Raw genomic sequence first — 24,566 nt, 5'->3', positions numbered from 1 at the left:
AAAAGAGCTTGCCGGAGAAATACGAATGCTGAGTGATGCACAATTATTACGCTATAGCCGTCAGATTATGCTGGCCGATGTTGATATTGATGGTCAGGAGCGTTGGTTGGCATCTAAGGTGCTGATTATCGGTTTGGGTGGGTTGGGTAGCCCGGTAGCCCTTTATCTGGCAGCCGCGGGTGTAGGGGAATTAGTGCTGGTGGATGATGATCAGGTTGATCTGTCCAACTTACAGCGGCAGATCGTGCATACCACCGCACGTATTGGCATGCATAAAGTCGATTCGGCTGCACAGATGCTGCGTGAAATTAATCCGGATATCAAGATAGTGACCCGCGCTGAGCGACTGGATGAGAAGGCATTGCAGGCATTGGTTGCTCAGGTTGATCTGGTGTTGGATTGTACTGATAATTTTTCTACGCGTTTTGCGGTGAATCGCGCCTGTGTAGATCATCAGAAGCCGCTGGTGTCGGGTGCGGCGATTCGTATGGAAGGTCAGATAGCTGTTTTTCAGTCAGGCGTACAGGGCAGTCCTTGTTACCAGTGCTTATACAAAGAAGGTGACGATGAAACGCTAACCTGTTCTGAATCCGGCGTGTTGTCACCGTTGGTTGGTATTATTGGTTCGATGCAGGCATTGGAAGCACTCAAAGTACTCGCTAATATTGGCACTTCATTGACCGGGCGCCTGCTGTTACTGGATGCTAAGCATATGGAGTGGCGTTCTCTTAAACTCAAACCAGACCCTGCATGTCCTGTCTGCTCGCAAAAGGAGTTTGTTGTATGAATGAGATAGATACGGTTAAACGTATACTGGAAAATAGTCGGGTAATCGCGCTGGTGGGTGCCAGCCCTAAGCCGGAGCGGCCCAGCTATCGTGTGATGGCTTTCTTGTTGCGGCAAGGCTATCGGGTCATTCCGGTGAATCCTCTTAAAGCGGGAGTTGAGATTCAGGGGCAGAAGGTTGTCGCTTCGCTGAGTGATATAGATGAGCCGCTCGATCTGGTGGATATCTTCCGTAACTCTGATGCGGCAGGCGGGGTAGTCGATGAGGCTATTGCTGTTGGTGCAAGGGCTGTGTGGATGCAGTTGGGTGTGATTGATCATGCTGCCGCTGAACGTGCCACGGCAGCCGGATTAGATGTGATCATGGACCGCTGTCCGGCTATTGATATTCCGGGGCTGGGTATCGCCGCGGTTACCTCATAATCTGTCGTCGCCAGAATAAATAACACGGTTAACCCGTAAGGTTTAGCCGTGCAATTATCGCTGCGTACGTAGCGCTGTGTCGTTAGAGTGTCATTTCGCCCAGTAATGGCTTGGCCATGAGTGTTTTGATATGCGGGATGTCAGTTTCAGTGGCGAGTAAAAAAAGCAGTTTGGTAAAGGCTGCCTCAACTGTCATATCCGCCCCGGGAATGACGCCTAACTGATTGAGCTTTGCGCCAGTCGCATAAGAACCCTGAATGACCTGTCCGTATGAGCATAATGTCAGATTAATGATGATGACCCCGCGCTGATTCGCCTGCTCAAGCAGAGACATTAAATATTGGTTGTTATCGGGTGGGTTGCCTGCACCGTAACTGAGCATGACAACGCCGCGTATATCTTCATTATCCAGAGTTGCTTTCAGCTGGGCATTATTGATACCCGGATAAAGATGTAATTGAGCAACCTGATGCGTGAATTCTGGTACTTTAAAGTCCGGAATCCTGAAATCAGGCGTCTTAAGCGTTAATTTCTGTTTAGTGGTTACATGAGCATCTTCAGACGTAGTCAGGCAATCCCCATCCTGTGCATTCTCATTAACCCTTATAGTCTCATTAAATAGCTGAATGTGAATGCCCGACTGGCCTAGAGCTCTGAAGTTGGGAGAGTCAAAGGCTCGCAGTGATGATGTATGAATCTTTTTAGCACGATTTCCTCTGAGTAATTTTCCATCAAAGCAGATACATACTTCCTGATTGCTTGGCTTGCGGGCAAATTCAATGGCATTCAATAGATTATTGGTGGCATCGGTACGCGGTTGAGCTAGAGGGATCTGAGAGCCGGTAAGTACCACTGGTTTGGTTAATCCCGCCAGCATAAACGAGAGTGCCGAGGCAGTATAGGCCATCGTATCCGTGCCGTGTAATATCACAAACCCATCATACTGATCATAATGTTGAGTAATTAAGTGAGCGAGCGTGGTCCAATCCTTTGGCTCAATGTTTGAGCTGTCGATCAGGTTTTCAAGCTCTATAATGTCAAACGGCTGGAGTGCCGAAATAGAGACCTGGTTCAGTCTCTGTTTCAACAGCGTATCAAAACCACCTTGTGGGACATAACCACTGGATGAGGGCCACATGCCGATGGTGCCGCCTGTGTAAATAATTAAAACTCTGGACTTATTCATAGCCTGGCCTCATCGGGGGAGTGTTCATACCGCTGTTTTCATGGAAGGAATCACGGCGGGGGAGGTAAAGCGACTTAATGAAGTCGCATCCAATAGTTTGTCTTTTAATGCTTGCTCTGCAGTGGGTAAATGGCAATGCGGCAGTTGTGCAGTCATCATGTCCGGGTTGTTTGCGGTTACACCACGTATACAGCGGTGATCCAGCATGTAGATGGCCGAACTCAGCATTTTCATCGAGTTCAGGATGTTGTAGATAATCACCGGCTCCATGGCGTTGTGCTGGAGGTTTCCGGCTTGGGCGGCTATGCAAACTGTCAGGCTATGTCCCATCACCTGAAACGCAGTCTGATTAACCGCTTCAGGAATAACCGCTGTTGTCGTGTCACTCGTAATGGAAGAGCCCGCTTGTGCTGCGGGTAAATTAATCTCATTAAATCCGTTACGCTGGTTACTGGATAACAGGCATAAATCATTGCAGATGGAGGACAGTTTAACGGCCAGGTGTTTTTGTATTTCTGAAATGGCTAACAGTGCCTTTATATCCGCATCAGGTTCCATCGGCTGGCTTGAAAAAGTAACCGGTAACGAAGATATCCGGGCCAGGTGACTGATCACCCGGGCTGAATAGCTTTTGTGTTCACTCATTGAGGAGATATTAACAGTAGCGCCTAAGTTGACCTTGCTTAGCTGTATACAGGCTTTTTCAATGTGCAGGATTTCATCTTCTAGCATCTGCGCAAACGCTAGAAATGATTCACCTAAGATAGCCGGCGTGTGATCTTGAGTGGATGTCGTCCCCACTTTGAAAATCCCGGAAAATTCCTCCGCTTTCTTTTCAAAGCTGCTTTTTATAGAACGCAGTGCATGAGAGAGGGTTTGCGTGCTGAGAACAACCGCTAAGCGGGCGGCCGTGGGGTAGGCGTCATAGCTTGATTGTGACATATTTATATCATTGTTGGGGTGTAGATACTGATATTCGCCTTTTTCGTGCCCCATGATGGTCAGAGCAAGGTTGGCGATGACCTCGTTGGCGTTCATGTTGGTTGATTGGCCGGCACCCCCCTGGATCAGGTCGACGACAAACTGATTATGCAGTTCTCCTTCCCTGATGCGCATACACGCCTGGCGTATGGCGTCATTCTTTTTGCTGTTGAGTAATCCAAATTCGTGATTAGCTTCTGCCGATGCTTGTTTCACCATGGTTAATGTATTGATCAGATCCTGAAAGTGGTTAATCGGTATGCCGGTGATGTTGAAGTTGCGTAACGCCCGTAGGGTCTGTATTCCGTACCAGGCTGAATCAGGTAGCGTTTCATCGCCTAATAAATCGTGTTCTGTTCTGCTGCTCATTAGGAATTACGCTCTTAGTTATAGTTATACCTGACATTGAAGCATACTTAAATAGTGGTTAACGATTGGGCATAGATGCAGTTTGTGATGCATAGTGTTGCTTGTAGTGCATCATGCAGCGTCGTTATAATAGCGCTATCTAAATTAAAGGTTTTTGGTATGTATCAGGATCTTTCCAGTAATTTGAAATTGCTTTGCAGTTATTATGATTCGATAGCTGATGTGTGCCGGCGTGTAAACCTTAACCGAACTCAGTTTAATCGCTACCTGAGCGGCCGTTATAAACCTTCACCCAAAACTATGCGTAAACTGTGTGATTTTTTTGGTGTTGAGGAATACGAGCTGTTACTGCCAACGACACAGTTTGAACGCTTGATTCAGGTGCGGCCTAAAGTTCAGGTTGCTTCAGGATTGCCGCGTATCGAAGATCGGCATTTAGAGGTGCTGAGTAACGCCGGCTCGTTGCAGATGGAAAAGTATCTTGGATATTATTTCGAGTATTACATGTCAATGGCGTGTCCGGGGAAGATTCTCAGGAACCTGATATGTATCGAAAAACGAGAGGAAGGTTTCTATTATCAGCGCACCGAGCGTTTGAAAGAGCATCCGGAAGAGCCTGCTTTTCATAGTAAGTACCTTGGCGTCGCCTTGTTTCTTACTGATCGGATTTTTATGATGGATTATGAGGCGCTGGCGACGAATGAAATTACCGAAACCATTTTGACTCCCAGCTATAAAAACCGTATTACCCGTTTAAATGGTTTACGTATCGGTGTGCCGGCTAATGGTATGCGCACGCCGAGTTGTGCCCGTGTAGTGATGGAGTATTTAGGTTTGCAGGTCGATATCAGGAAAGCGCTGGGTCTGTGCGGGCTTTATGAATTGCAGGATGACGCTATTGATGAATCTATCAAGTTGGCGGTACGCAATTCCATGAGTGGTGCTGAATGGCACTTTACTGCACTTGCTTAACTGTATTTGCTTGGTTGCACTTGCTTGAGGGCTCATTCCCGAAGGAAACTAGTAAAAAGTTACTGCTCCAGAAACATCTGCCTGATACGCATGTCATCAACACAGCGGTTGAGATACGCCTTTAACGCTTCAGGAGTCGACTCAGGCCAGACCTGTGGAGTGTCGGCACCCGAGACGATCAGAAAATTTAATAGCGCTTTGTTTTCGGTTTTCAGCGCATGCTCCAATGCTGTTAAGCCTTGGGAGTCTGGTTGGTTCAGGTCCATACCATATTGTATAAAACGGTTAAGATGCAGCATCAGTGTTGTAGAAGAGCAATGCTGAAAACAGGCCGTTACTGCATGAGTATCTGAGACTTTTATTATTTGCTGAGGATCAGCGCCGGATTGTAAAAGCACACTAATGAGTGGCAGGCTGTGTTCCTGCTGTAAGGCTAATAGTAGATAGGGCTCGTTAGTTGATGCTAAGTGCTCAAGACTGGCTCCTGCGTCAATGAGCATACCCAGTGCTTTGGCCTGGCCTGCCCGTATTGCTATTTCGATAGTGCTTAATCTGTCCGTCTGTTGGTTTAATAATTGTGCATCAGTTTGTTTAAGGCGCTTGGCAAGTGTGTTCAGATCTCCTGTTTCAATGGCTTTTAACAATTTGGATTCTTTTTGTTTTTTGAAGAGGGCAAGCATACTTAGAAGACCTCCAGCAATTTCATCAGATAAATGCCACCGCTTAGCGTAAATACAGAACCAATAGTGGTGGTCAGAATGATATTAGCTGACAGCTGAGCGTTACCACCCATCGCTTTTGCCATGACAAAACTGGCAGCTGCGGTCGGGCAGCCAAACAGCACAAACATTAATACCAGATCCTGTTCTCTGAAACCGACCAGCCAGGCACCGTATGTCAGTATAACGGGTAGAATTATCAGCTTGATGGCCGTGGCCCAGAATGCCTGGGATGATGAGTGCTTCAGGCTTTTCAGATTCAGGGTGGCGCCGATGGTGAGCAGCGCTAATGGTAAGGTTAGATTGGCAAAGTAACGGCCGGTTTTGTCAGCCACTTCAGGTAAAGTGAAACCAAAGTAGGAAAAGGGTAATGCTAATAATACGGCAATGATCAGAGGGTTCTTCAGGATTTCGAAAGCGATACCCGATAGCGATAATGCTTTGCTGTTTTTCATCGGAAATGAGAGTGCGATGATAGCTAGCACGTTATAAAGAGGGATCACCAGCGCCAGTAACAATGAGGCTTTCGCTAAGCCCGTCTGGCCAAATAAGTTGAAACAGACCGCCAAACCGATGATTCCAAAATTACCTCTGAAAGCCCCTTGAATAAAAACGCCGAGATTTTCTGCTTCGCTAATCCAGCGTTGTGCCAGCCACCAAATAGCCGCAAAAGTGATCAGCGTACCCATGGCAACATAACTGAGTTGTGCCGGATTAAAGACGGCATGAAAGTCGGTGCGGGCAATACTCATAAAAACAAGAGTGGGTAAGGTAACGACGAACACCAGTCGTGAGCCGGTGCTGACAAACGCGTCGTCGATGAGCTTGACGCGTTTGAGTAAGACGCCCATGAATACGATAAAAAAAATCGGGGCCACGATGTTGGCCGTGAAAGCCAGCGTGTCTAAGTAAAGGGCCACTGTGGATTCCTGATCAGGTAAAAATTGGATGATACTGTTGTCGTTAGCGCTATTCTATAAATAAAGAACGCTATTAAAAAGAAGAGTTAGCAATAAAGACTGTTGCAATAAAGAGTACTAATAAAAGAGCCTGTTAACGCCTGCCAGAAAGAAATATTTTGCTCTACTTCTGAGGCTGCTTCAGAGCCTGCTTCTTAGTCTCTTTCTGGTGCAGTTTGGGATAATCAAACCATTCAAGCGTGCCACAGCCTTCGCTTAATTCAGACCAGCAGGTGACCCCTAAATGAATATGCATGACACCACAGGTGGGAAGGTTGGGTATCTGCTCGGCACTCAGGTACTCGCCTAAACGTTGCAAGCCCGGGTTGTGGCCAAAAACCATGACGTGGTGGTCTTTATCTGAGTGGCGTTGTAACACGTCTAGCAGTGTTTCCATGCAAGAGTCATAAAGCTCTGGAATAACTTCAATCCAGGGGTGATTAGGCAATCGTTTACTGGTGGCTTTCGCGGTCAGGAAAGCACGGGTTGCCCCGCTGGACAGGCATTTGTCCGGTGTAAGCCCGGCGTTTTTGAGGCGTTCAGCCATCGCGGGCAGATCCCGCTTTCCGCGTTTATTGAGAGGACGGTTAAAGTCCTCAATATCCGGGTTTTTCCAGCTGGATTTAGCATGCCGGATCAGAGTGATTGTGCGCATAAGGAGCTCCGCTCTGCAAAACGTATGCTCGCAAGATATCATGCTTTGCGTTGTCTGCAATATAAATCAGGCAGCAAACTCGCTGTCTTTTGGTGTGTTTTCCAACATGCGCTTCCAGATAGAGCGCATATGCCGCATCGGCATGCTGCCCACATGTTGTAAGTTCATCGGGCCATCATTAAACAGGCGCGGGTCCATCAGCACATAGTCGTCATCGATTATCGGTAAAAAATCCATCTGGTCGAGGATGTCGGTTTGCAGGTCAACCCCCGGTGCTATTTCCAGTAGTTTAAGTCCGTCTGGCGTGAGTCGGAACACGGCTCTTTCCGTGATAAACATGACATTTTGCTGCTTTTTAAGCGCGAACTGTCCATTAAAGGTGATCTGTTCAACCGCAGCAAGAAACTTGCGAATAGGGCCATTCTTAACGACGGAGAGTTGATTGTTGTTGATGTCGAGTTGTTGTGCTCCTGAGGTGAAAGTACCGAGAAAATAAAGATCCTGAGTATTTTGGGTGATGTTGATAAAGCCGCCGCATCCCGACAGTTTGTCACCAAAACGGCTCACATTAATATGGCCTTCGGGGCAGGTTTCCGCCAGCCCTAAGAATGCCTGATCCAGACCTCCACCATCATAAAAATCAAATTGGGCGGGTTGATCGATAATGGCATCTGCATTGGCAACGGCACCAAAGCTCAGTCCACTGGCCGGTGATCCACCAATACCGCCGGGTTCGACTGTCAAGGTGAACTCTTTCAGGCGGTTTTCTTCTGCGGCCACCTGGGAGATCGCTTCCGGCATACCGATACCCAAATTAACAACCGCGCCTTTACGTAGCTCCATCAGCGCACGTCGAGCAATGATCTTGCGGGCTGAGAGTGGAATAGACTGCGGTGGGTTGCCGCTTCGGATCTCTCCACAATAGGCAGGGTTGTACTGCTCAGCAAACGTTTGCGGATGATCTTCAGGTTCCGATAAAACAACATAATCGACCAGAATCCCCGGAATGCGGACGCGGTCGGGTGTTACCTGGTGCTGTTCTGTCGTACGTTCAACCTGAACGAATACCAGCCCTCCGCTGTTTTTCACGGCTTGCGCTATCGCCAGTGTTTCTAACGGCAGTGCTTCCTTTTCCATTGAGATATTACCGCACCGGTCAGCGGTGGTGCCGCGTAGCAGTGCGATATTAATCGGAAATGCCTTATAAAAAAGGTAGGGCTCTCCAGCCAGATCGATACGTTGAACTATCTCTTCTGTAGTGCACGCATTGATTTTGCCTCCGTCTTGCTCCGGATCGACAAATGTATGTAAGCCTACATGGGTGAGTGTGCCGGGTTTACCCGCGGCTATATCACGAAACAGATGGCAGATAACGCCCTGAGGCAGGTTGTAAGCTTCGATTTTATTCTCAAGTGCGAGTTTCCCCAGACGGGGTGCCAGCCCCCAGTGTCCGCCTATGACACGCTTAATCATGCCTTCATGACCAAAGCGGTTCAGCCCACGGCTTTTTGCATCGCCTTGTCCTGCTGCATATACCAAACTCAGGTTGGATGGGTGTCCCGTGTCCAAGAAACGTTTTTCAATGGCCTTTGCGAGGGTTTCGGCGAAGCCGATGCCAATAAATCCGGCCGTTGCAATAGTGACGTTATCATTGATAAGTAGTGCGGCTTCTTCTGCTGAAATTAGACGAGCTGACATCTTGGTACCTGCATAATTTATTTTTATATGACTGCTTTTTAGATTAGTAGAGCAAAAGCCAGGCCAGTCAGTTTTTTATCAATTAAATCAGTGGTTTGTTTATAGTTCGTGAATGATGGCTATTGTTATGTGTCTTATTTTATAAACACTTCTGTACGTTTTGTGTATAGTTTGTGTGTGGCTTGATTATTTTTCCGGACACTTTTTTAAGCGTTCATACAAGGTCGCCCGGGAAATACCGAGCAACTTAGCGGCGCTGCTCTTATTTCCCCTTGTTTGTTGTAACGCGTCTTGCAGTGCGCCTTGCTCTGCTTTTAAGCGCGTTTCAGCTAAGCTGGTCAGTGAAGTGCCGGTATCAATACCAGTGACACTAGCTGGGTCAGGACAGGGTAGGTCATCCAGCGCTCCTAAGTCTTCTGGTTGTATAGCTGTGCCTTCTGCCATCACACAGCCCCGCTCTAAACGGTTATGAAGTTCGCGCACATTTCCAGGCCAGCTGTATTGAAATAGCCAGGCTAATGCTGAATCAGTTAAGGCGAGTGCGGGAATTTGTGCTTGTTGTTGAATGCTCTCTAAAATATGAGCACAGAGTAATGGGATATCTTCTTTTCGTTCTCGCAGTGGCGCTAACCGGATGGGGAGTACGTTCAGGCGGTAATAAAGATCGGCGCGAAATTTACCTTCATCGACCAGTTGTTTAAGGTTTCCGGATGTCGCGGCAATAACACGCAAATCGACGTGCTCTAAGCGATTGGATCCCAGCGCCTCTACTTCGCGTTCCTGAAGTACCCTGAGCAGCTTGGCTTGCATGCTAAGCGGCATTTCGGCAATTTCATCCAAAAATAGCGTGCCGCCATCTGCCAGCTGTATTTTTCCTTTTCGTCCGTTTTTATCAATACCGGTGTAGGCTCCGGGCGCAGCCCCGAACAGTTCTGCTTCGACTAACGATTCGGGTAGCGCGGCCATGTTGATGCCAACAAATGGGCCACCGTTACGTTGGGATGCATGATGAATACCTTGGGCAAGTAGTTCTTTTCCTGTGCCTGTTTCGCCCAGAAGGAGCACGGTGGTATCTAGCAATGCTGCTCTGCGCGCTTGTCTTTTCAGTTGTTGGATGACGGCAGACTGGCCAATTAAGTCATCTAACGCATAACGGGAAGGGCGAATCAGCTTTTGCTGTTCGAGCTGTCGCTTGAGGCGGGCAAACTTATCAAAGAGTGGCCTCAGGCTTTCCAGATCGGTATAAAAAATAAATCCAATGGCGCCCATCACTCTGGCGTCGTTATCTTTTAGCGGCATGCGTGTGACGACACACCAACGACCATTAATTTGCATGAGATCGACAAAGGTCGGTTTTCCACTTTTTAATACGCGTGGCAGTTGTGTGTTAGGCAGGAGCTCCTCAATGGGAGTGCCGATGAGTTCTTTATCTTCTGGTATATTAATGAGCTGCCGATATTTAGGGCTCATCCAGATAATTCGACAGTCTGTGTCTACGGCAATGGCGCCTTCACAGAGGCTCGAGAGTAGCTCAAAAGGATGCTGTTTGATGGTTTGCCCGCTAAGTAACTCATCCAGGCAGATGTGTTGCTCTGGCAGGTGATCTGTCGGTTTGATCAATGAGGCATCCCTTGCTAATTAAAAATGTTTTGTTTGCATTAGGTCTTTAAATTTGTACTCATATGTCGCATGGAATACAAGTGTTAGCCTTAAATTATGCCACTGATTAATCGCCTTTCAGGAAATGCTGCATGGATAAAATATCAACCACAGCCTTATCAAAATTACGCGGCATGCCGAGTAAAGCGCTGTTTGCTCAATTGGAAAATGCCGGATGGATTGTGCGTTTGGAAAACAGCTGGGAATTAACCCACAGTGGAAGGGAGCAGGGCGGGGAAGTAAAGCAGAGTGACAAGTTCGGATCTTACATTGTTTGGCCTCCTCAGTTAAAAATTGAGGGCAGCGAAGTAGTGGTGGTCGCGTATGAAAAAGAGGATCTTCACAGTGCGGCTAATATAGGACAAAAGGTTGAGTTATCTGCCCGGCAAGTCAATGCGGTGTTTTCTGAGTTGGGGTGGGTCAATCGCCACCGCAAAGGCTGGCAGCTTACAGAGCAGGGAAAAGCGCTGGGGGGAGTACAGAAAGAGAATCAAAAAACAGGTATTCCTTATGTGCTGTGGCCGTTTGCTTTTATTCACAATCTGGCTTTTCAGCATTCTTTAAAAGCCCTGAAAGGAGACCTTGGGCAAGCATTAGGGTTGAATGAAGCTAATAACGAAGCAACATCGGCTTTCAGGAAAAAATTCCCTGCTAACTTTCGTGCGGTTGATGGGCATCAATTACGCTCAAAGGCTGAAGTGCTGATCGATAACTGGCTATATCTGGCTGATATCGCGCATGCTTATGAGCGTCGCTTACCGATTGATGAGGATGTATACAGCACTTTTTATATTCCAGCGGGGAAGATATATGTTGAGCTCTGGGAGCATGAAAATGATGCTGACTATCAAAGAATTAAGCAACAAAAGCTACAAGCCTATGCAAAGCATGGATTAACGCTTTTGGAGTTGAGTATGAGTGATCTGGCAAGTCTGGATGATGTCATGCCTCGCTTGCTGCTAAAGCACGGTATAGAAGCCTATTAAGGCGTTTGGCTTGATAAAATGAGGTGGCTCATGCACTTCAGAAGGGTGGAAACTAAACTACACTAAACTTTTGACTAGCAGCGTAAAGCCAAGAGTAGCCTGTGGAATGAAGATACCTGATACCCCTGAAAATGAAGAAGCACGTTTAAAAACTCTTTGCTCGCTGAATATTCTGGATAGCGACGCAGAAGAGCGGTTTGATCGTTTGACCCGATTAGCAAAGCGAATCTTTAGTGTGCCTATAGCGCTTGTTTGTCTTATTGATGAGTGTTGCGGATCGGTTAATGTATGAAAAAAAGGGTCAAAAAAAATGACCCTGAATTTTGAGATGGTCGTTAACGAAACTTTAATTTAACTACTCATCCATACATCACTGATCCAATCCCACAGATTATCCCATTGCTCTTCTGAGACATCTTCTTCTGCTGACCAGAAGCCAATAGAACCGTCTTGCTCGATAAAATAGTAACCGTCATTCGCTTCACAAATTGGAATCAACTCGCGGGGTAATCCGAGTGACCAGGCCGTTGCTGTCAGTTCTGGCAGATGTGTTTGTTCGTGAGGCTCGGTTGCCGTGACAGGAGACAAGCTGCCATAGACAACATCGCTGGCCTCCAGCAAAAACTCTTTCAGGTCGGCTGGAATAGAGATAAGAATTTCTTCTTCCAATTCTACCAGTTCATCTTCAGTCGGAAGGCGCATTGAGTTGAAACGATCTTGGTTCAACTCACGTAGTTCATCAATCACGTCGTTCATATCGGTTTCTGGGTGTCCTGAGGCCGGAGCCATTTAACAGTAGAGTTTTATCGGCAGTTTACAGTATAAATCAGAATACTGTCTGGCCTTTATGCTCTACTTCTTCTTCGTCACTTTCCTCCTCTTTTTTGTCTTCTTCGAGGCTGAAATTAAGCCCGCCGGCCTTGCTGTTAGTGCTCTCTTCGCTGAGTTTGAACTTTAAGCGCAGGTTGTTGGCAGAATCGGCATTCTTGATCGCTTCTTCTTCGCTGACTTTTCCCTCTCTGACCAGCTTAAACAGTGCTGAATCAAAGGTTTGCATGCCGAGGGTTTCTGATTTGTTCATGATCTCTTTGATACCGTCGATATCACCTTTGAGTATCAGTTCTTTGATCGTCGACGTACCTAAGAGGATCTCGATAGCCGCCGCACGTTTGCCATCAATGGTATGTACCAGCCGTTGTGAGACGATAGCGCGAACATTCAGCGAGAGGTCCATTAATAGTTGGTTGCGTTTTTCGTCAGGGAAAAAGTTAATGATCCGGTCAAGGGCCTGATTGGCGTTGTTGGCGTGTAGCGTTGAGATTGCCAGGTGGCCTGTTTCGGCAAAAGCCAGACAGTGCTCCATGGTTTCTTTATCTCTCACCTCACCGATCAGGATGACGTCGGGGGCCTGGCGTAACGTATTAACCAGTGCATTGTGGAAGCTGCGGGTATCAACACCGACTTCGCGCTGATTGACGATCGATTTTTTGTGGTGGTGAACAAACTCGATTGGATCTTCGATGGTGATGATGTGACCGCCGCTGTTACTGTTACGATGGTCAATCAAGGCTGCCAGTGAGGTTGATTTACCTGAGCCGGTTCCGCCGACAAACAGTACCAGGCCGCGTTTTGCCATGACGACTTCTTTTAATATCTCCGGCAGACCCAGATCGTCCATCCGTGGAATATCGGTTTTGATATTTCGCGCAACGATGGCCACGTCATTGCGCTGTTTGAAAATATTCAGACGAAAGCGTCCCGTCTTCTCAACCGAGATAGCCAGGTTCATCTCCAGTTCATGCTGAAATTTTTCGCGCTGTTCGGCATCCATCACTTGTAGCGCTATTTTTTCAATATCACCCGGCTGATAAGGTGTTTTGCTGAGCGGTTTTAACGCGCCCTGAAACTTGGCACACGGTGGCGCTCCGGTGGAAAGGTAGAGGTCTGAACCATCTTTGGCCGCTAATAGGCGAAGGCAATCGTAAAATTCCATTGTCGAATAATCCTGTTTATCCGTCAGCGTTAATTTGTGCGATAAGCTTCAGTAACGTTTCTTCAGCTTTATCATTGTCTACCTGGCAAGTCCCCGCAGCCTCATGACCACCACCGTTATAGGCCAGCATCAGCTCGCCAACATTGGTTTTTGACGAGCGGTCAAAGATTGATTTGCCGGTGGCAAAAACTGTGTTTTGCTGTTTAAGACCCCAGAGTACATGAATGGATATATTACATTGCGGGAAGAGGGCATAGATGACGAAGCGGTTTCCAGCGTAGATCACCTCTTCATTACGCAGATCCAGCACGACTAAGTTTCCATAGACTGTTGCGCAACGGTTGATCTGATCTTTGAATTTCGTTTCCTGGTCAAAATAGAGGTCAACGCGCTCTTTAACATCAGGGAGTTCGAAAATCTGATCGATTGAATGATGCTTGCAGTAATCGATCAGATCCATCATCAGATTGTAGTTGGAAATCCGGAATTCACGAAAACGTCCCAGGCCCGTGCGGGCATCCATCAGGAAGTTCAGTAGTTCCCATTTTTTAGGATCGAGTACTTCTTTCTCGTTATATTGCGCGGAATCCCCTTTATCCACAGCTTCCATCATCTCATCCCATTCTGTCGGGAAGGCATCGTGGCCACCGTAATGCAGCCAGACGACACGGGCAGCGGAGGGTGCTTCAGGATCGATAATATGATTGGTTTTGGTACCTTGATTACGAATCGTTTCTGATGAATGGTGATCAAAGCTTAAGTGGGCTGATGCGACATAGGGTAAGTTGGTCGTAATATCGTTTGCATTGATATCTACGCTGCCATCCTGCATATCTTTGGGATGAACAAATTTGATATCGTTGATCAGATCAAGATGTTTAAGTAGTACTGCGCAAACCAGCCCGTCAAAATCGCTACGGGTGACTAATCGAAATTGAGACATACCTGTATTCCTGCGTTAGCTTCCAGATTTTATAGAAAGCAGTATAGTCAAGGATCAGCGATATGCAGGCCCAGTTCTCAGGAAAGTTATCAGGAAAGTTATTATGCAAGTTATTAGGTACAATTTGAAAAAGTGATAAAAAAAGCCACTCGTTATATCAATAGCGAGTGGCTTTTTTGATTCTGAGTTAAGACCGACAGTCTAACATTCTGCTAGCCACCCAAGTAGGCTTTACGCACTTCAGGGTTTGTCAGCAGGGCATCCCCGCTATCACTAAGAACCACACGGCCGTTCTCCATGACATAACCACGATCAGCAATACGCAGCGCCTGATTGGCGTTTTGTTCTACTAAAAAGATGGTAACGCCATCATCGCGCAGCTTCTCAATAATGGAGAAAATCTGCTGAATAATGATAGGTGCAAGCCCCAATGATGGCTCATCCAGCAAAATCATACGCGGACGACTCATCATGGCACGGCCGATGGCTAGCATTTGTTGTTCACCGCCAGACATAGTGCCTGCTCGCTGATCAATGCGTTCCTCTAACCGGGGAAACAGCTCCAGTACGTGTGCCAGGCTTTCTTTGTATTCAGCGTTGCTGCGAAAATACGCACCCATGTGCAGGTTTTCCTGCACGGTTAAACGGGAGAATACGCGACGGCCTTCAGGCACGACAGCCAGTCCTTTGCGCATGATTTCAGGGGTGTTAACAGCGGATATATCCTCGCCATCGAAAAATATTTTTCCGGATGAAGCGCGGGGATCGCCACAGATAGTCATCATCAGTGTGGTTTTTCCTGCCCCATTCGCGCCGATCAACGTGACGATTTCACCCTTATGTACGTCGATGGAGATATCGTGCAATGCCTGAATCTTGCCGTAATGGGTGTTTACATTTTCCAGTTTCAGCATCTTACGACTCCCCGAGGTAGGCTTTGATGACATCAGGATTGTTCTTGATCTCGTCGGCATTGCCGTCGGCCAGAGGCATTCCTTGTGCAATCACATAAATGTGATCTGAAATACCCATGACCAGCCCCATATCGTGCTCGATCAGCAGGATAGATATTTCATGTTCATCCCGTAGCCTGATAATCAGCTCATCCAGTTCCTTGGTTTCATTCGGGTTCAAGCCTGCTGCAGGCTCATCCAGCATGAGTAATTCTGGCTGGGTGACCATACAGCGGGCAATCTCTAAGCGGCGTTGCTGACCATAAGAAAGGTTGCCTGACTCGCGGTTGGCCGAATCCAGCAGATTGACCTCCTTCAACCAGAAAGCCGCTCTGTCCATCGCTTCCCGCTCGAGGCGACGGTATGAGGGGGTCTTAAATAGCCCGGATAGCAGGCCAGTATTTAAATGACGATGCTGTGCAACCAGCATATTTTCAATAACCGTCATGTTGGAAAACAGTCGTACGTGCTGAAAAGTGCGTACTAAGCCCTGACGAGAGATCTGATAATCTTTCATACCGGCTATTTCTGTGCCCTTGAAAATGACACTGCCGGTCGTTGGAATATAAAAACCGGATAAGCAGTTAAACACGGTAGTTTTGCCTGCACCATTGGGGCCAATAATAGAGACGATTTGGCGATTTTTGACCGTTAGATTTACCTTGTCTACTGCCTTCAGTCCGCCAAATTGCATGGTCAGCCCATTCACATCGAGTAATAACTGACTCATTATTTTAACTCCAGAACAGGGCGCTTCATGGGGACTAAACCTTGTGGGCGCCAGCGCATCATCAGAACCATGGTTAATCCGAACAACAGCATGCGGTACTCAGAAAACTCACGCGCCAGCTCAGGCAGAATTGTCATGACGATAGCGGCCAGAATGATGCCTATCTGTGAGCCCATTCCCCCCAGAACAACAATCGCCAGAATGATGGCGGATTCGATAAAGGTGAATGACTCAGGGCTGATAAAACCTTGTCTGGCAGCAAAGAACGAGCCCGCAAAACCCGCTGTCGATGCGCCAATTGTAAAAGCGGATAGCTTGATCGCAGTACGGTTAAGTCCGAGTGAGCGACAAGCGATCTCATCTTCACGCAATGCTTCCCATGCGCGGCCAATCGGCATACGCATCAAACGGTTGATGACGTAGATGACGAAGGCAACCAGGACGACGGCGATCAGGTAAAGGAAGATCACCTTGTAGGTACTAGAGTAATCGATACCGAAAAACTCATGGAAAGTCGTACCGCCTTCGCTTGGGCGGCGGGAAAACTCCAGCCCGAACAGTGTCGGCTTATCGATGCCGGAGATGCCGTTAGGGCCGCCTGTGACTGCTGTCCAGTTATTCAGCAGAATACGGATGATTTCACCGAAGCCTAAGGTCACAATGGCGAGATAATCACCGCGTAACCGCAGGACCGGGAAGCCTAACAGAAAGCCGAAAAGTGCTGCCATCCCGGCAGAAATCGGTAAACAGACCCAGAAAGATAAGCCGAAATACTGGGATAGCAACGCATAGGTGTAGGCACCGACTGCATAAAAAGCGACATAACCTAAATCCAGCAGACCGGCCAGACCGACCACGATATTCAGACCAAGGCCGAGCATGATGTAGATCAGCGCGAGTGTCGCCAGGTCAACAGAACCACGGGACACCAGAAAAGGCCAGATAACCATACAGACAAAAACACCGGCAAGCAGCCAGGGTTTCAATCGCACCATTTTGTCGCCTTCAGGTATTAGGTTGCTTAGGTTTGGCTTAGGAATTTTGCCAAAAGCAGCGTCGATCTGATCAGCAAACAGCTGTGAGAGGAAGACCAGTGCAATACCGCCAATAATCCAGGTCCATTGCTCAGGAGATGCGCCATGTACTTTTAGCGTTGTGCCGTCGGTGTCTAGCTTGACGCCAATCATCAGGCAGGCCAATACAAAAGCAATACCTGCAGAAAAAATTGCGTTGTAGAGTTTACCCATCAGACTTTCTCCACTTCCGGTTTGCCTAGCAAGCCACTGGGACGGAACAGGAGGATGAGTATTAATAAGCTGAAGGCAACGACGTCTTTGTATTCCGAAGGAAAGTACGCTGCTGTGAGTGCTTCGGTAACACCGAGTATGAGTCCACCCAATACCGCGCCAGGGATTGAACCGATACCGCCGAGCACCGCTGCTGTAAAGGCTTTCAAGCCTGCCATAAAGCCAATAAAAGGGTTCACTACGCCGTAATAAAGGCTCAGGAGTAAGCCGGCAATAGCTGCCAGGGCTGCACCAATAATAAAGGTCATAGCGATAACGCGGTTAGTATCAACACCGAGTAAGTTGGTCATGCCGAGATCTTCTGAACAGGCACGACAAGCGCGCCCCATACGCGAACGCGAGATAAACAGGGTTAAGCCTAGCATCGTGATGAAAGTAGCCACCCAGATGAATAGCTGCATATAGGAAAAAGAGACTTCAAATAAGCTTGGATCGCCAAAGGTCCAGCCGCCGGAGATCATGGGAGGCAGCGCGACATCACGCGAACCCTGCGACAAAACAACATAGTTTTGCAGAAAGATAGACATACCGATTGCCGAGATCAGCGGAATCAAACGGTTCGTACCACGTAATGGGCGATAAGCAACACGCTCAACTGTCCAACCGTAGGTGCTGGCGATCAGCACGGCAATGACTAAAGCGATAAACAGGATCAGAGGCAGACTCACCATGCCCATGCCGAGTAAACCGGCAATGACGATAAAGGATATGTAAGAGCCGATCATATAAACTTCGCCATGAGCGAAATTAATCATGCCGATGATGCCGTAGACCATGGTATAGCCAATAGCGATTAGGGCATAGGTCGACCCGATAGTCAGCCCGTTAATAAGCTGCTGAGTCAAATAAAGAAGTGTTTCTGACATATGCGGGAACCGTATAATGAAACACCCTTGATCCCGGATCACGGAATAAGGGTGTTATTTTGGATCAACTCGGTACTGAGTACCGATCAGATTCTCTTATTGTTAACTGCATTACTGAACCGGTGTTTTAGTACCGTCAGCATGCCAGTCGTATACGACAAACGAGAACTCTTTCAGATCACCTTTTTCATTAAAGGAAAGATCACCCGTTGTGGTTTTGAATGTATTCGCACGGATGTAATCAGCTAATTTTTCTGTATCGGTTGTTCCTGTCGCTGTCATTGCTGCTGTCATGACTTCTATCGCAGAATAAGCAGGGAATACGAATGGGCCGCTTGGATCTTCACCTTTATCTGTAATTGCCTTAACCAATGCTTGGTTAGCCGGATCTTTTTCGAAGCTCTGTGGCAGTGTTACTAATAAGCCTTCAGATGCTTCGCCGGCAATTTTAGAGATGTCCGGGTTACCCACGCCTTCTGGTCCCATGAATCTGGCGTCTAAGCCTTTCGCACTTGCCTGACGCAGAATCAGACCTAGCTCCGGGTGGTAGCCACCGTAGTAAACGAAGTCAACGTTGTTCCTTTTCAATTTAGCGATCAGCGCGGAGAAATCTTTATCGCCGGGTGTGACACCTTCAAACATAACCGGTTTGATGCCCGCCGTTTCCACTTCATTTTTCACTGCAGTTGCTAAGCCTTCACCGTACTGCTGCTTATCATGAATGATCGCCATGTTTTTTGGCTTAACGTTGTTAATAATGTATTGTCCGGCGAAGGGTCCTTGCATGCTATCCAGACCGATCGTACGGAAGATCATCTGATAACCTTTCTCGGTGATACTCGGAGAGGTAGAAGCCGCAGTAATCATCAATACGCCTTCTTCTTCATAGATATCAGAAGCGGGCTCAGTCGATGATGAACACAGATGGCCAACAACGTGAAAAATACCATCGTTAACTATTTTGTTAGCTACCGCGACCGCTTGCTTTGGATCACAGGCGTCATCATAAATTACACCTTCAAGCTGCATGCCATTGACGCCGCCCGCTTTGTTGATCTGTTCGATCGCTGCCAATACACCAATTTTCTGCATATCACCGTATTGGGCAACAGGTCCTGTTGCAGGACCCGCCAGGCCGATTTTGATGGTGTCAGCCTGCGCTGCTGCACCATATAAGCAAAGTGCAGTACCTACAGACAACAGCGTACGTGTAAATTTCTTCATGGGAAATATACCCTCTCCGTCCTTTGGCTCGATATAACGATGCCCGGACCCTATAGTTATTATTCAGACAGGTTGAATAAACTATAAATAAAAGAAAAAATCAATGTTTACTATAGGAAACAAGGTTTCTGAAAAGTTATCTGATCGATAATGTCACCAATATTGGGAGCTTCTGTTATTGAGCGGATGTGGTGAACAAACGATGCTATCAACAGGTTAAGAATGTCACTTATCGTGGCAGGAAGAACATCACACAGAGTGTTATGCTGGTGTTTCTTTTGATTCCCCAAATAATGATAAGAAATGGGGGCTTTATGCTCAGTTTCACAAAAGTCTTTCAGCGTGCGCGCTGGTTTGTTTGTTGTTTATCGCTGGCAATGACGGCGTGGGTGTCTGCGGCGGCAGACCGGATAGACACCCCCAGCTTGCTGTCGTCACGGGCAAGTGAAGGATTACTGCTGGATATTGCCAAAGCCGGTGATCGTCTCGTGGTCGTGGGAGATTATGGGCGTGTTCTTGTTTCGGATGATCAGGGAGCAGACTGGACACAAATTCAGACCCCGGTCAGTGTATTACTCACATCTGTTTACTTTTCTGATGCCCGGCATGGGTGGGCGGCAGGTCACGATGGCGTCGTCATTCATACAGCGGACGGCGGTGACTCCTGGATCAGGCAACTTGATGGACGACAGTTAAACCAATTGCAACTAGACACGTATCAGGCGTTAGTTGATGCAGGAGGCGATTCTAAAACAGCGGATCTATCTCTCGAGGATCTGGAACTCTTCTTAGATGATGCCATGGTGGCGGTAGAGGAGGGGCCGACTCAGCCAATACTGGATATCTACTTTATTAATAACCAGAAAGGTTTTGTGCTGGGTGCGTATGGCCTGTTACTGAAAACCGAGGATGGCGGAAGTAGTTGGGTAGTGCTGTCGCATCATGTGCCCAATCCGGACCGTTTTCATCTGAATGCGCTTTTAGTTGATAAGAAAGTAGTTAATCAGCAGGTTGCGGGTCAGCAAACACTCATCATCGCCGCTGAAGCAGGCCTATTATTCAGATCAGACGATCAGGGCGAGTCCTGGGTGGCACTGGACTCTCCTTATGAGGGCTCATTTTTTGGCTTATCCTCCTATCAGGACCAAGTGTTAGCACTGGGTTTGCGCGGACACCTGTTTGCCAGCCAGGATCATGGCGACTCATGGCAGCAAGTGGCGTTGACCCGTTCGGCATCCATCTCGGGTGCAGCGACTTATAATGACGAGATCATGTTGGTGGGACAGGGTGGCTTAGTCTTACACGGCCGGTCGCTTGCTCAGCTCAAAGCATTTGATGTTCAGGATCGGCGTGCATGGAGTAGCGTTGTCCGTGTTAAGGATGGTTGGGTGCTGGTGGGCGAAAAAGGCATAAAGCGGATAACGGATAAAGTGCTGGAGGCGAGTTATGAGTAATTCATCGCCTACGCCAGAAAAATCATCAGGGCTGACATCCGCGCTATTAGGGCCGATTAAGCTTTCTGAACAAATTATAGAGCGGGTGTTGTTTCACAAACGCTTACCCGTATTACTGATTTTTGTGCTGATGACGCTTTGGTTAGGCTTTCAGGCGTTACAGATGCGACCTGATGCCAGTTTTGTTAAAATGATTCCGACCAGCCATCCCTATGTTGAAAACTATCTCAAATACAGAGACGACCTGTCCGGACTGGGCAATAGTTTACGCGTGGTAGTGGAAGCAACAGAAGGCGATATTTTCACTGCAAAGTTTCAGGAAACGCTCAAACAAGTCACCGATGAAGCTTTTTTTATTCCGGGCGTAGATCGCTCGGCGCTTAAATCGATATGGACGCCCAACGTACGTTGGACCGAAGTCACCGAGGAGGGCTTTGAAGGCGGGCCGGTTATTTCGCCTGAATATGATGGAAGCGCCGCCAGTCTGAATCAGCTGCGCACTAACGTGCTGCGCTCAGGGCAGGTGGGTATTCTGGTGGCGAACGATTTTAAATCCGCCATTATCCAGATGCCGCTGTTTGATATAGATCCCTCCACCGGTGAAAAACTTAACTATCAAGCCTTCTCCGGCAAGGTGGAAGAATTAATCCGCCAGAAGTATGAAAACGAAGATATTCGTATCCGCATTACCGGCTTTGCCAAAATCATCGGTGATCTGATTGATGGCGCTAAATCGGTCGCGCTCTTCTTCGCCATTGCTATCGGCATCACGCTGGTATTGTTATATCTCTACTCTGGTAGTGTGACCGGTACGCTGATCCCGATCGGCTGCTCGCTGGTGGCCGTTGTCTGGCAGATGGGTTTATTAAAAACTCTCGGTTATGGTCTCGATCCTTACTCCATGCTGGTGCCTTTTCTGGTATTTGCCATTGGTGTGAGTCATGGCGTACAGGTGGTGAATACGATTCGCCTGGAACAGTCAGAAGGCGCTGATCCGTGGTTAGCCGCCCGCCGTGCTTTTCGTGCGATCTATATTCCTGGCTTAACCGCGTTATTGTCAGATGGCTTAGGTTTTGTCACCTTAATGGTGATCGACATCCAGGTGATACAGGATTTAGCGGTAGCGGCCTCCGTGGGCGTCGCGGTGATCATTTTAACAAACCTGTTGTTACTGCCATTGCTGATGTCTTATGTGGGCGTGGGTGAAAAAGCGATCGCTAAAATGCATGCCAGCCAGAATAAAGCCAGCTCCCGTTGGGAAGTGCTCACCGTGTTTGCAAAACCGCGGGGTGCTGCTATTGCGGTGACCTTTGCGTTGCTTGCCTTGGGTGCAGGCATCTACGCAAGCCAGAATCTGAAAATCGGCGATCTGGATAAAGGTGCGCCGGAGCTGCGGGCTGATTCACGTTACAACCTCGATAATGCTTTTGTAACGGATCATTATTCCACCTCCAGCGACATCTTTGTCGTGATGGCTACTACGGCAAGGGATAAATGTACCAGTTTCGCAACGTTGTCGATGGTGGATAACCTCCAACAGTTCTTAACCAATGTGCCGGGTATTCAAAACAGTGTGTCACTGGTGGATGTCTCTAAACGGGTCACCTCAGGGCTGAATGAAGGTAACCTGAAGTGGCGCAGTGTCAGCCGTAATCAGTATGTGATCAACGCTTCACTGGCGTATGTGCCTTCCGGCTTAATGAATGGGAGCTGCTCGCTGTTACCGGTGATTATCTTTCTCGATGATCACAAAGCAGAAACACTGGAGCGGGTCTCGGCCGCCATTGCCAGTTTTGCCGCCGAACATAACAGTGAAGAGCTGAAATTTGAAATGGCTGCCGGAAACAGCGGTTTTGAAGCAGCGACGAATGATGTTATCGGCACAGCACAATACGAGATGCTTGCCTGGGTATATGCAGTGGTGAGTATTCTCTGCTTGCTGACCTTCCGCTCGATCAAAACAGTGATCTGCATTATTGCACCGTTAGCGCTTACCTCTGTGCTGTGTCAGGCGTTGATGGCGTACCTGGGTATTGGCGTTAAAGTTGCCACCTTGCCGGTTATCGCCTTAGGTGTCGGTATCGGTGTGGATTATGGCATCTATATCTATTCACGTTTGAGTACCTATCTATTGGAAGGTAAGCCTTTGCCGGAAGCCTATCTTGCCACATTGAAAACTACCGGCTCCTCAGTTGCGTTTACCGGACTGACGCTGGCCATAGGCGTGGTCCTGTGGCTATTTTCACCGATTAAATTCCAGGCCGATATGGGCGTGTTGCTTACCTTTATGTTCCTCTGGAATATGTTGGGAGCACTCATTTTGCTACCCGCGTTAGCTTGCTTACTGCGCAAACGGGAAGTGGTTCAGACCGAGGAGAGTTCGCATGTTTAATAAAAAGGTGTTGGTGGCGCTGGATGCCAGTGACTCAGCAGAAATGGCGATTAAGCGAGGTGTGTTAATCGCCGATCGGATGGCATGCGAACTGGAGATTCTCTGGTTATTTTTACCCTTGCCGGACCACCCGTTAAAACGCTTAGTTGCGGCGCTGGAGGCTGATGGGCTCAAGATTAAAGAGCACTACCAGGAGGAAAAAACCTTATTGCAGGATGTATTAACGCGTTGGCAAGAACGTCATTTCTCACTACTGGTTAAAAGCTGTGAAGCAACCCATAAAGGCCTGATGGCACCGCTGGATTGGCAGCTGCTGCGCCAAACGCCCTGCCCGGTGTTACTGGTAAAAAGGGACAGCCTGTGGGAAGGCGGCAAGATCATAGCGGCGGTAGATCCGCTTTCGCGTAAAAAAAGTTGCATACAGCTCAATCAAGGCGTTTTGATGATGGCCGAATTTGTCAGCAGAGAAGCTAAAGCTGAACTGCAGGTGGTGGTTTCATATGCACCGCCGATGTTAGGTGCCGAGCCCGTCAATCAATCCGCCAGCCTCTCGGAAGAAAGAGCAGCCAGCGCCGCAAAATCACTGCTTAGCAGCATGCAACTTAAACCCTCCGCCTATCATCTGGGAGAAGGTCCGCCAGAATACTGGATTCCCAAAGTAGCCGAAGATCAACACGCCGCGCTGGTGGTGATCGGCACACATGGGCGCGATGGTATTAAAGGTGCATTACTCGGTAATACAGCCGAACGCATCCTTGATCGTCTTAGCTGTGATGTGCTGGTATTGCGTGCGGGGTTATCCGTGGATATTGATAAAAGTTTGTAGCCCGCCAAAGAATCTCTACAATAGCGGCAAGCTCCTGAACACCTAAATAAACAGGGAGCACTAAGGAGCTTGTATGCGTTTGAAAATGATCACACTTACTTTATTAGCACTGGCTGTATCCGCTTGTTCAATTATTCCTGATCTGCCGGGGCCTATAGGTATTCCGGGTTTATAAGCCAGAGGTTGCCGCCGCATTTTTGTTAGCCGCTGCACTCTAAAGAAGACAGTCTGAGGAAATTGAGGTCAGAAATTGGGGTCAAGGAAATTGGGGTCAGATCACAATTGTTTCTAATATATGCGTTCGTGGAAATTGGGGTCAGATCACAATTGTTTCTAATATATGCGTTCGTCACGATAAAATTTTTTGTGAGAACCTAAAGCGTATAGTTCAAGGAAAACGGTTCCGTCTTTAAAAATCGGATAAATCGGAGTCAGATCACAATTATTCGTAAATCATCACTCGCACGAAAATGGAATTTGAATGA

23 protein-coding genes are annotated in these 24,566 nt (G+C 47.8%); 8 read left to right on the top strand and 15 right to left on the bottom strand.

The features are described from left to right. Window positions 1-25: 25 nt before the first annotated feature. Together ABY436_RS06825 and ABY436_RS06820 are read left to right on the top strand one after the other, a co-directional pair. A complete protein-coding gene (locus tag ABY436_RS06825; RefSeq protein ID WP_372738252.1) occupies window positions 26-787 on the top strand; it encodes a ThiF family adenylyltransferase in 762 nt (253 codons plus the stop codon). Then, window positions 784-1,209, top strand: coding sequence for a CoA-binding protein (locus tag ABY436_RS06820; RefSeq protein WP_372738251.1), 426 nt, complete (start codon window positions 784-786; stop codon window positions 1,207-1,209). The genes ABY436_RS06825 and ABY436_RS06820 overlap by 4 nt, the downstream gene beginning before the upstream one ends. Before the next feature lie 82 nt (window positions 1,210-1,291). Here the strand turns inward: ABY436_RS06820 and ABY436_RS06815 are convergent, their stop codons facing one another. Further along, complete coding sequence (locus tag ABY436_RS06815) at window positions 1,292-2,395, bottom strand: asparaginase (protein ID WP_372738250.1); 1,104 nt, start codon at window positions 2,393-2,395, stop codon at window positions 1,292-1,294. 24 nt (window positions 2,396-2,419) lie between these two features. Next, window positions 2,420-3,745 carry a lyase family protein gene (locus ABY436_RS06810; RefSeq protein WP_372738249.1) on the bottom strand — a complete coding sequence of 442 codons (1,326 nt, stop codon included), beginning with the start codon at window positions 3,743-3,745 and terminating at the stop codon, window positions 2,420-2,422. A gap of 159 nt (window positions 3,746-3,904) precedes the next feature. Between ABY436_RS06810 and ABY436_RS06805 the strand changes: the two genes are divergently transcribed. Next, complete coding sequence (locus ABY436_RS06805; RefSeq protein ID WP_372738248.1) at window positions 3,905-4,717, top strand: helix-turn-helix domain-containing protein; 813 nt, start codon at window positions 3,905-3,907, stop codon at window positions 4,715-4,717. A gap of 59 nt (window positions 4,718-4,776) precedes the next feature. Here ABY436_RS06805 and ABY436_RS06800 read toward each other — a convergent pair whose 3' ends face one another. The 5 genes from ABY436_RS06800 to ABY436_RS06780 form a co-directional block, all read right to left on the bottom strand. After that, entirely contained in the window at window positions 4,777-5,397 is a 621-nt protein-coding gene (locus ABY436_RS06800; protein WP_372738247.1) for a hypothetical protein, read from the bottom strand. Between the two features lie 2 nt (window positions 5,398-5,399). Further along, a complete protein-coding gene (locus ABY436_RS06795; protein ID WP_372738246.1) occupies window positions 5,400-6,356 on the bottom strand; it encodes an AEC family transporter in 957 nt (318 codons plus the stop codon). A gap of 163 nt (window positions 6,357-6,519) precedes the next feature. Next, the gene (locus ABY436_RS06790) at window positions 6,520-7,050 is read right to left on the bottom strand and encodes a histidine phosphatase family protein (protein ID WP_372738245.1); all 531 of its coding nucleotides are present in this window, start codon (window positions 7,048-7,050) and stop codon (window positions 6,520-6,522) included. 66 nt (window positions 7,051-7,116) lie between these two features. Next, window positions 7,117-8,748 (bottom strand): acyl CoA:acetate/3-ketoacid CoA transferase, encoded by a 1,632-nt coding sequence (locus ABY436_RS06785; protein ID WP_372738244.1) that lies wholly within the window; start codon window positions 8,746-8,748, stop codon window positions 7,117-7,119. A gap of 186 nt (window positions 8,749-8,934) precedes the next feature. Further along, a complete protein-coding gene (locus ABY436_RS06780) occupies window positions 8,935-10,368 on the bottom strand; it encodes a sigma-54 interaction domain-containing protein (RefSeq protein WP_372738243.1) in 1,434 nt (477 codons plus the stop codon). A 131-nt stretch (window positions 10,369-10,499) separates the two neighbouring features. Between ABY436_RS06780 and ABY436_RS06775 the strand changes: the two genes are divergently transcribed. Both ABY436_RS06775 and ABY436_RS06770 read left to right on the top strand, forming a co-directional pair. Next, on the top strand, window positions 10,500-11,393 hold the full coding sequence (locus ABY436_RS06775) for a hypothetical protein (RefSeq protein WP_372738242.1): 894 nt from the start codon (window positions 10,500-10,502) through the stop codon (window positions 11,391-11,393). A 106-nt stretch (window positions 11,394-11,499) separates the two neighbouring features. Next, the gene (locus tag ABY436_RS06770) at window positions 11,500-11,685 is read left to right on the top strand and encodes a hypothetical protein (protein WP_372738241.1); all 186 of its coding nucleotides are present in this window, start codon (window positions 11,500-11,502) and stop codon (window positions 11,683-11,685) included. 59 nt (window positions 11,686-11,744) lie between these two features. On the opposite strand, the gene ABY436_RS06765 is transcribed toward ABY436_RS06770, so the two are convergent. The 8 genes from ABY436_RS06765 to ABY436_RS06730 all read right to left on the bottom strand — a co-directional run bounded on the left by ABY436_RS06765 (window position 11,745) and on the right by ABY436_RS06730 (window position 19,409). Next, entirely contained in the window at window positions 11,745-12,149 is a 405-nt protein-coding gene (locus tag ABY436_RS06765) for an SMI1/KNR4 family protein (RefSeq protein WP_372738240.1), read from the bottom strand. A 70-nt stretch (window positions 12,150-12,219) separates the two neighbouring features. Continuing rightward, window positions 12,220-13,386: a PilT/PilU family type 4a pilus ATPase gene (locus tag ABY436_RS06760; protein ID WP_372738239.1), complete on the bottom strand. Its 1,167-nt coding sequence runs from the start codon at window positions 13,384-13,386 to the stop codon at window positions 12,220-12,222. A gap of 16 nt (window positions 13,387-13,402) precedes the next feature. After that, on the bottom strand, window positions 13,403-14,329 hold the full coding sequence (locus tag ABY436_RS06755) for an exopolyphosphatase (RefSeq protein WP_372738238.1): 927 nt from the start codon (window positions 14,327-14,329) through the stop codon (window positions 13,403-13,405). A 212-nt stretch (window positions 14,330-14,541) separates the two neighbouring features. Continuing rightward, window positions 14,542-15,243, bottom strand: coding sequence for an ABC transporter ATP-binding protein (locus ABY436_RS06750; RefSeq protein WP_372738237.1), 702 nt, complete (start codon window positions 15,241-15,243; stop codon window positions 14,542-14,544). Window position 15,244: 1 nt separating this feature from the next. Beyond that, the gene (gene livG / locus ABY436_RS06745) at window positions 15,245-16,012 is read right to left on the bottom strand and encodes a high-affinity branched-chain amino acid ABC transporter ATP-binding protein LivG (RefSeq protein ID WP_372738236.1); all 768 of its coding nucleotides are present in this window, start codon (window positions 16,010-16,012) and stop codon (window positions 15,245-15,247) included. After that, window positions 16,012-17,262: a high-affinity branched-chain amino acid ABC transporter permease LivM gene (locus ABY436_RS06740; protein WP_372738263.1), complete on the bottom strand. Its 1,251-nt coding sequence runs from the start codon at window positions 17,260-17,262 to the stop codon at window positions 16,012-16,014. The genes livG and ABY436_RS06740 overlap by 1 nt, the downstream gene beginning before the upstream one ends. Then, on the bottom strand, window positions 17,259-18,185 hold the full coding sequence (gene livH / locus ABY436_RS06735) for a high-affinity branched-chain amino acid ABC transporter permease LivH (protein ID WP_372738235.1): 927 nt from the start codon (window positions 18,183-18,185) through the stop codon (window positions 17,259-17,261). Before livH ends, ABY436_RS06740 begins: the two co-directional genes overlap by 4 nt. A 111-nt stretch (window positions 18,186-18,296) precedes the next feature. After that, on the bottom strand, window positions 18,297-19,409 hold the full coding sequence (locus ABY436_RS06730; protein ID WP_372738234.1) for a branched-chain amino acid ABC transporter substrate-binding protein: 1,113 nt from the start codon (window positions 19,407-19,409) through the stop codon (window positions 18,297-18,299). Window positions 19,410-19,723: 314 nt separating this feature from the next. Between ABY436_RS06730 and ABY436_RS06725 the strand changes: the two genes are divergently transcribed. Genes ABY436_RS06725 through ABY436_RS06715 form a run of 3 tightly spaced genes read left to right on the top strand, consistent with a single transcriptional unit; the run spans window position 19,724 to window position 24,081 of the window. Further along, window positions 19,724-20,863: a WD40/YVTN/BNR-like repeat-containing protein gene (locus tag ABY436_RS06725; protein WP_372738233.1), complete on the top strand. Its 1,140-nt coding sequence runs from the start codon at window positions 19,724-19,726 to the stop codon at window positions 20,861-20,863. Further along, entirely contained in the window at window positions 20,856-23,255 is a 2,400-nt protein-coding gene (locus tag ABY436_RS06720; protein ID WP_372738232.1) for an RND family transporter, read from the top strand. Before ABY436_RS06725 ends, ABY436_RS06720 begins: the two co-directional genes overlap by 8 nt. Beyond that, a complete protein-coding gene (locus ABY436_RS06715) occupies window positions 23,248-24,081 on the top strand; it encodes a universal stress protein (protein WP_372738231.1) in 834 nt (277 codons plus the stop codon). Before ABY436_RS06720 ends, ABY436_RS06715 begins: the two co-directional genes overlap by 8 nt. Window positions 24,082-24,566 lie beyond the last annotated feature (485 nt).

This window comes from Neptunomonas sp. (genome assembly GCF_041601355.1).
GTDB lineage: Bacteria > Pseudomonadota > Gammaproteobacteria > Pseudomonadales > Balneatricaceae > Neptunomonas.
This window is presented reverse-complemented; position numbering and strand designations above follow the sequence as displayed.

Excerpts from the sequence above, each read along its gene's own strand:
- livH (WP_372738235.1), bottom strand. The coding sequence starts at position 18,185 with ATGTCAGAAACACTTCTTTATTTGACTCAGCAGCTTATTAACGGGCTG.
- ABY436_RS06775 (WP_372738242.1), top strand. The coding sequence starts at position 10,500 with ATGGATAAAATATCAACCACAGCCTTATCAAAATTACGCGGCATGCCG.
- ABY436_RS06770 (WP_372738241.1), top strand. The coding sequence starts at position 11,500 with ATGAAGATACCTGATACCCCTGAAAATGAAGAAGCACGTTTAAAAACT.
- ABY436_RS06790 (WP_372738245.1), bottom strand. The coding sequence starts at position 7,050 with ATGCGCACAATCACTCTGATCCGGCATGCTAAATCCAGCTGGAAAAAC.
- ABY436_RS06800 (WP_372738247.1), bottom strand. The coding sequence starts at position 5,397 with ATGCTTGCCCTCTTCAAAAAACAAAAAGAATCCAAATTGTTAAAAGCC.
- ABY436_RS06725 (WP_372738233.1), top strand. The coding sequence starts at position 19,724 with ATGCTCAGTTTCACAAAAGTCTTTCAGCGTGCGCGCTGGTTTGTTTGT.
- ABY436_RS06815 (WP_372738250.1), bottom strand. The coding sequence starts at position 2,395 with ATGAATAAGTCCAGAGTTTTAATTATTTACACAGGCGGCACCATCGGC.
- livG (WP_372738236.1), bottom strand. The coding sequence starts at position 16,012 with ATGAGTCAGTTATTACTCGATGTGAATGGGCTGACCATGCAATTTGGC.
- ABY436_RS06750 (WP_372738237.1), bottom strand. The coding sequence starts at position 15,243 with ATGCTGAAACTGGAAAATGTAAACACCCATTACGGCAAGATTCAGGCA.
- ABY436_RS06825 (WP_372738252.1), top strand. The coding sequence starts at position 26 with ATGCTGAGTGATGCACAATTATTACGCTATAGCCGTCAGATTATGCTG.
- ABY436_RS06810 (WP_372738249.1), bottom strand. The coding sequence starts at position 3,745 with ATGAGCAGCAGAACAGAACACGATTTATTAGGCGATGAAACGCTACCT.
- ABY436_RS06755 (WP_372738238.1), bottom strand. The coding sequence starts at position 14,329 with ATGTCTCAATTTCGATTAGTCACCCGTAGCGATTTTGACGGGCTGGTT.
- ABY436_RS06805 (WP_372738248.1), top strand. The coding sequence starts at position 3,905 with ATGTATCAGGATCTTTCCAGTAATTTGAAATTGCTTTGCAGTTATTAT.
- ABY436_RS06785 (WP_372738244.1), bottom strand. The coding sequence starts at position 8,748 with ATGTCAGCTCGTCTAATTTCAGCAGAAGAAGCCGCACTACTTATCAAT.
- ABY436_RS06730 (WP_372738234.1), bottom strand. The coding sequence starts at position 19,409 with ATGAAGAAATTTACACGTACGCTGTTGTCTGTAGGTACTGCACTTTGC.
- ABY436_RS06765 (WP_372738240.1), bottom strand. The coding sequence starts at position 12,149 with ATGAACGACGTGATTGATGAACTACGTGAGTTGAACCAAGATCGTTTC.
- ABY436_RS06820 (WP_372738251.1), top strand. The coding sequence starts at position 784 with ATGAATGAGATAGATACGGTTAAACGTATACTGGAAAATAGTCGGGTA.
- ABY436_RS06720 (WP_372738232.1), top strand. The coding sequence starts at position 20,856 with ATGAGTAATTCATCGCCTACGCCAGAAAAATCATCAGGGCTGACATCC.
- ABY436_RS06715 (WP_372738231.1), top strand. The coding sequence starts at position 23,248 with ATGTTTAATAAAAAGGTGTTGGTGGCGCTGGATGCCAGTGACTCAGCA.
- ABY436_RS06760 (WP_372738239.1), bottom strand. The coding sequence starts at position 13,386 with ATGGAATTTTACGATTGCCTTCGCCTATTAGCGGCCAAAGATGGTTCA.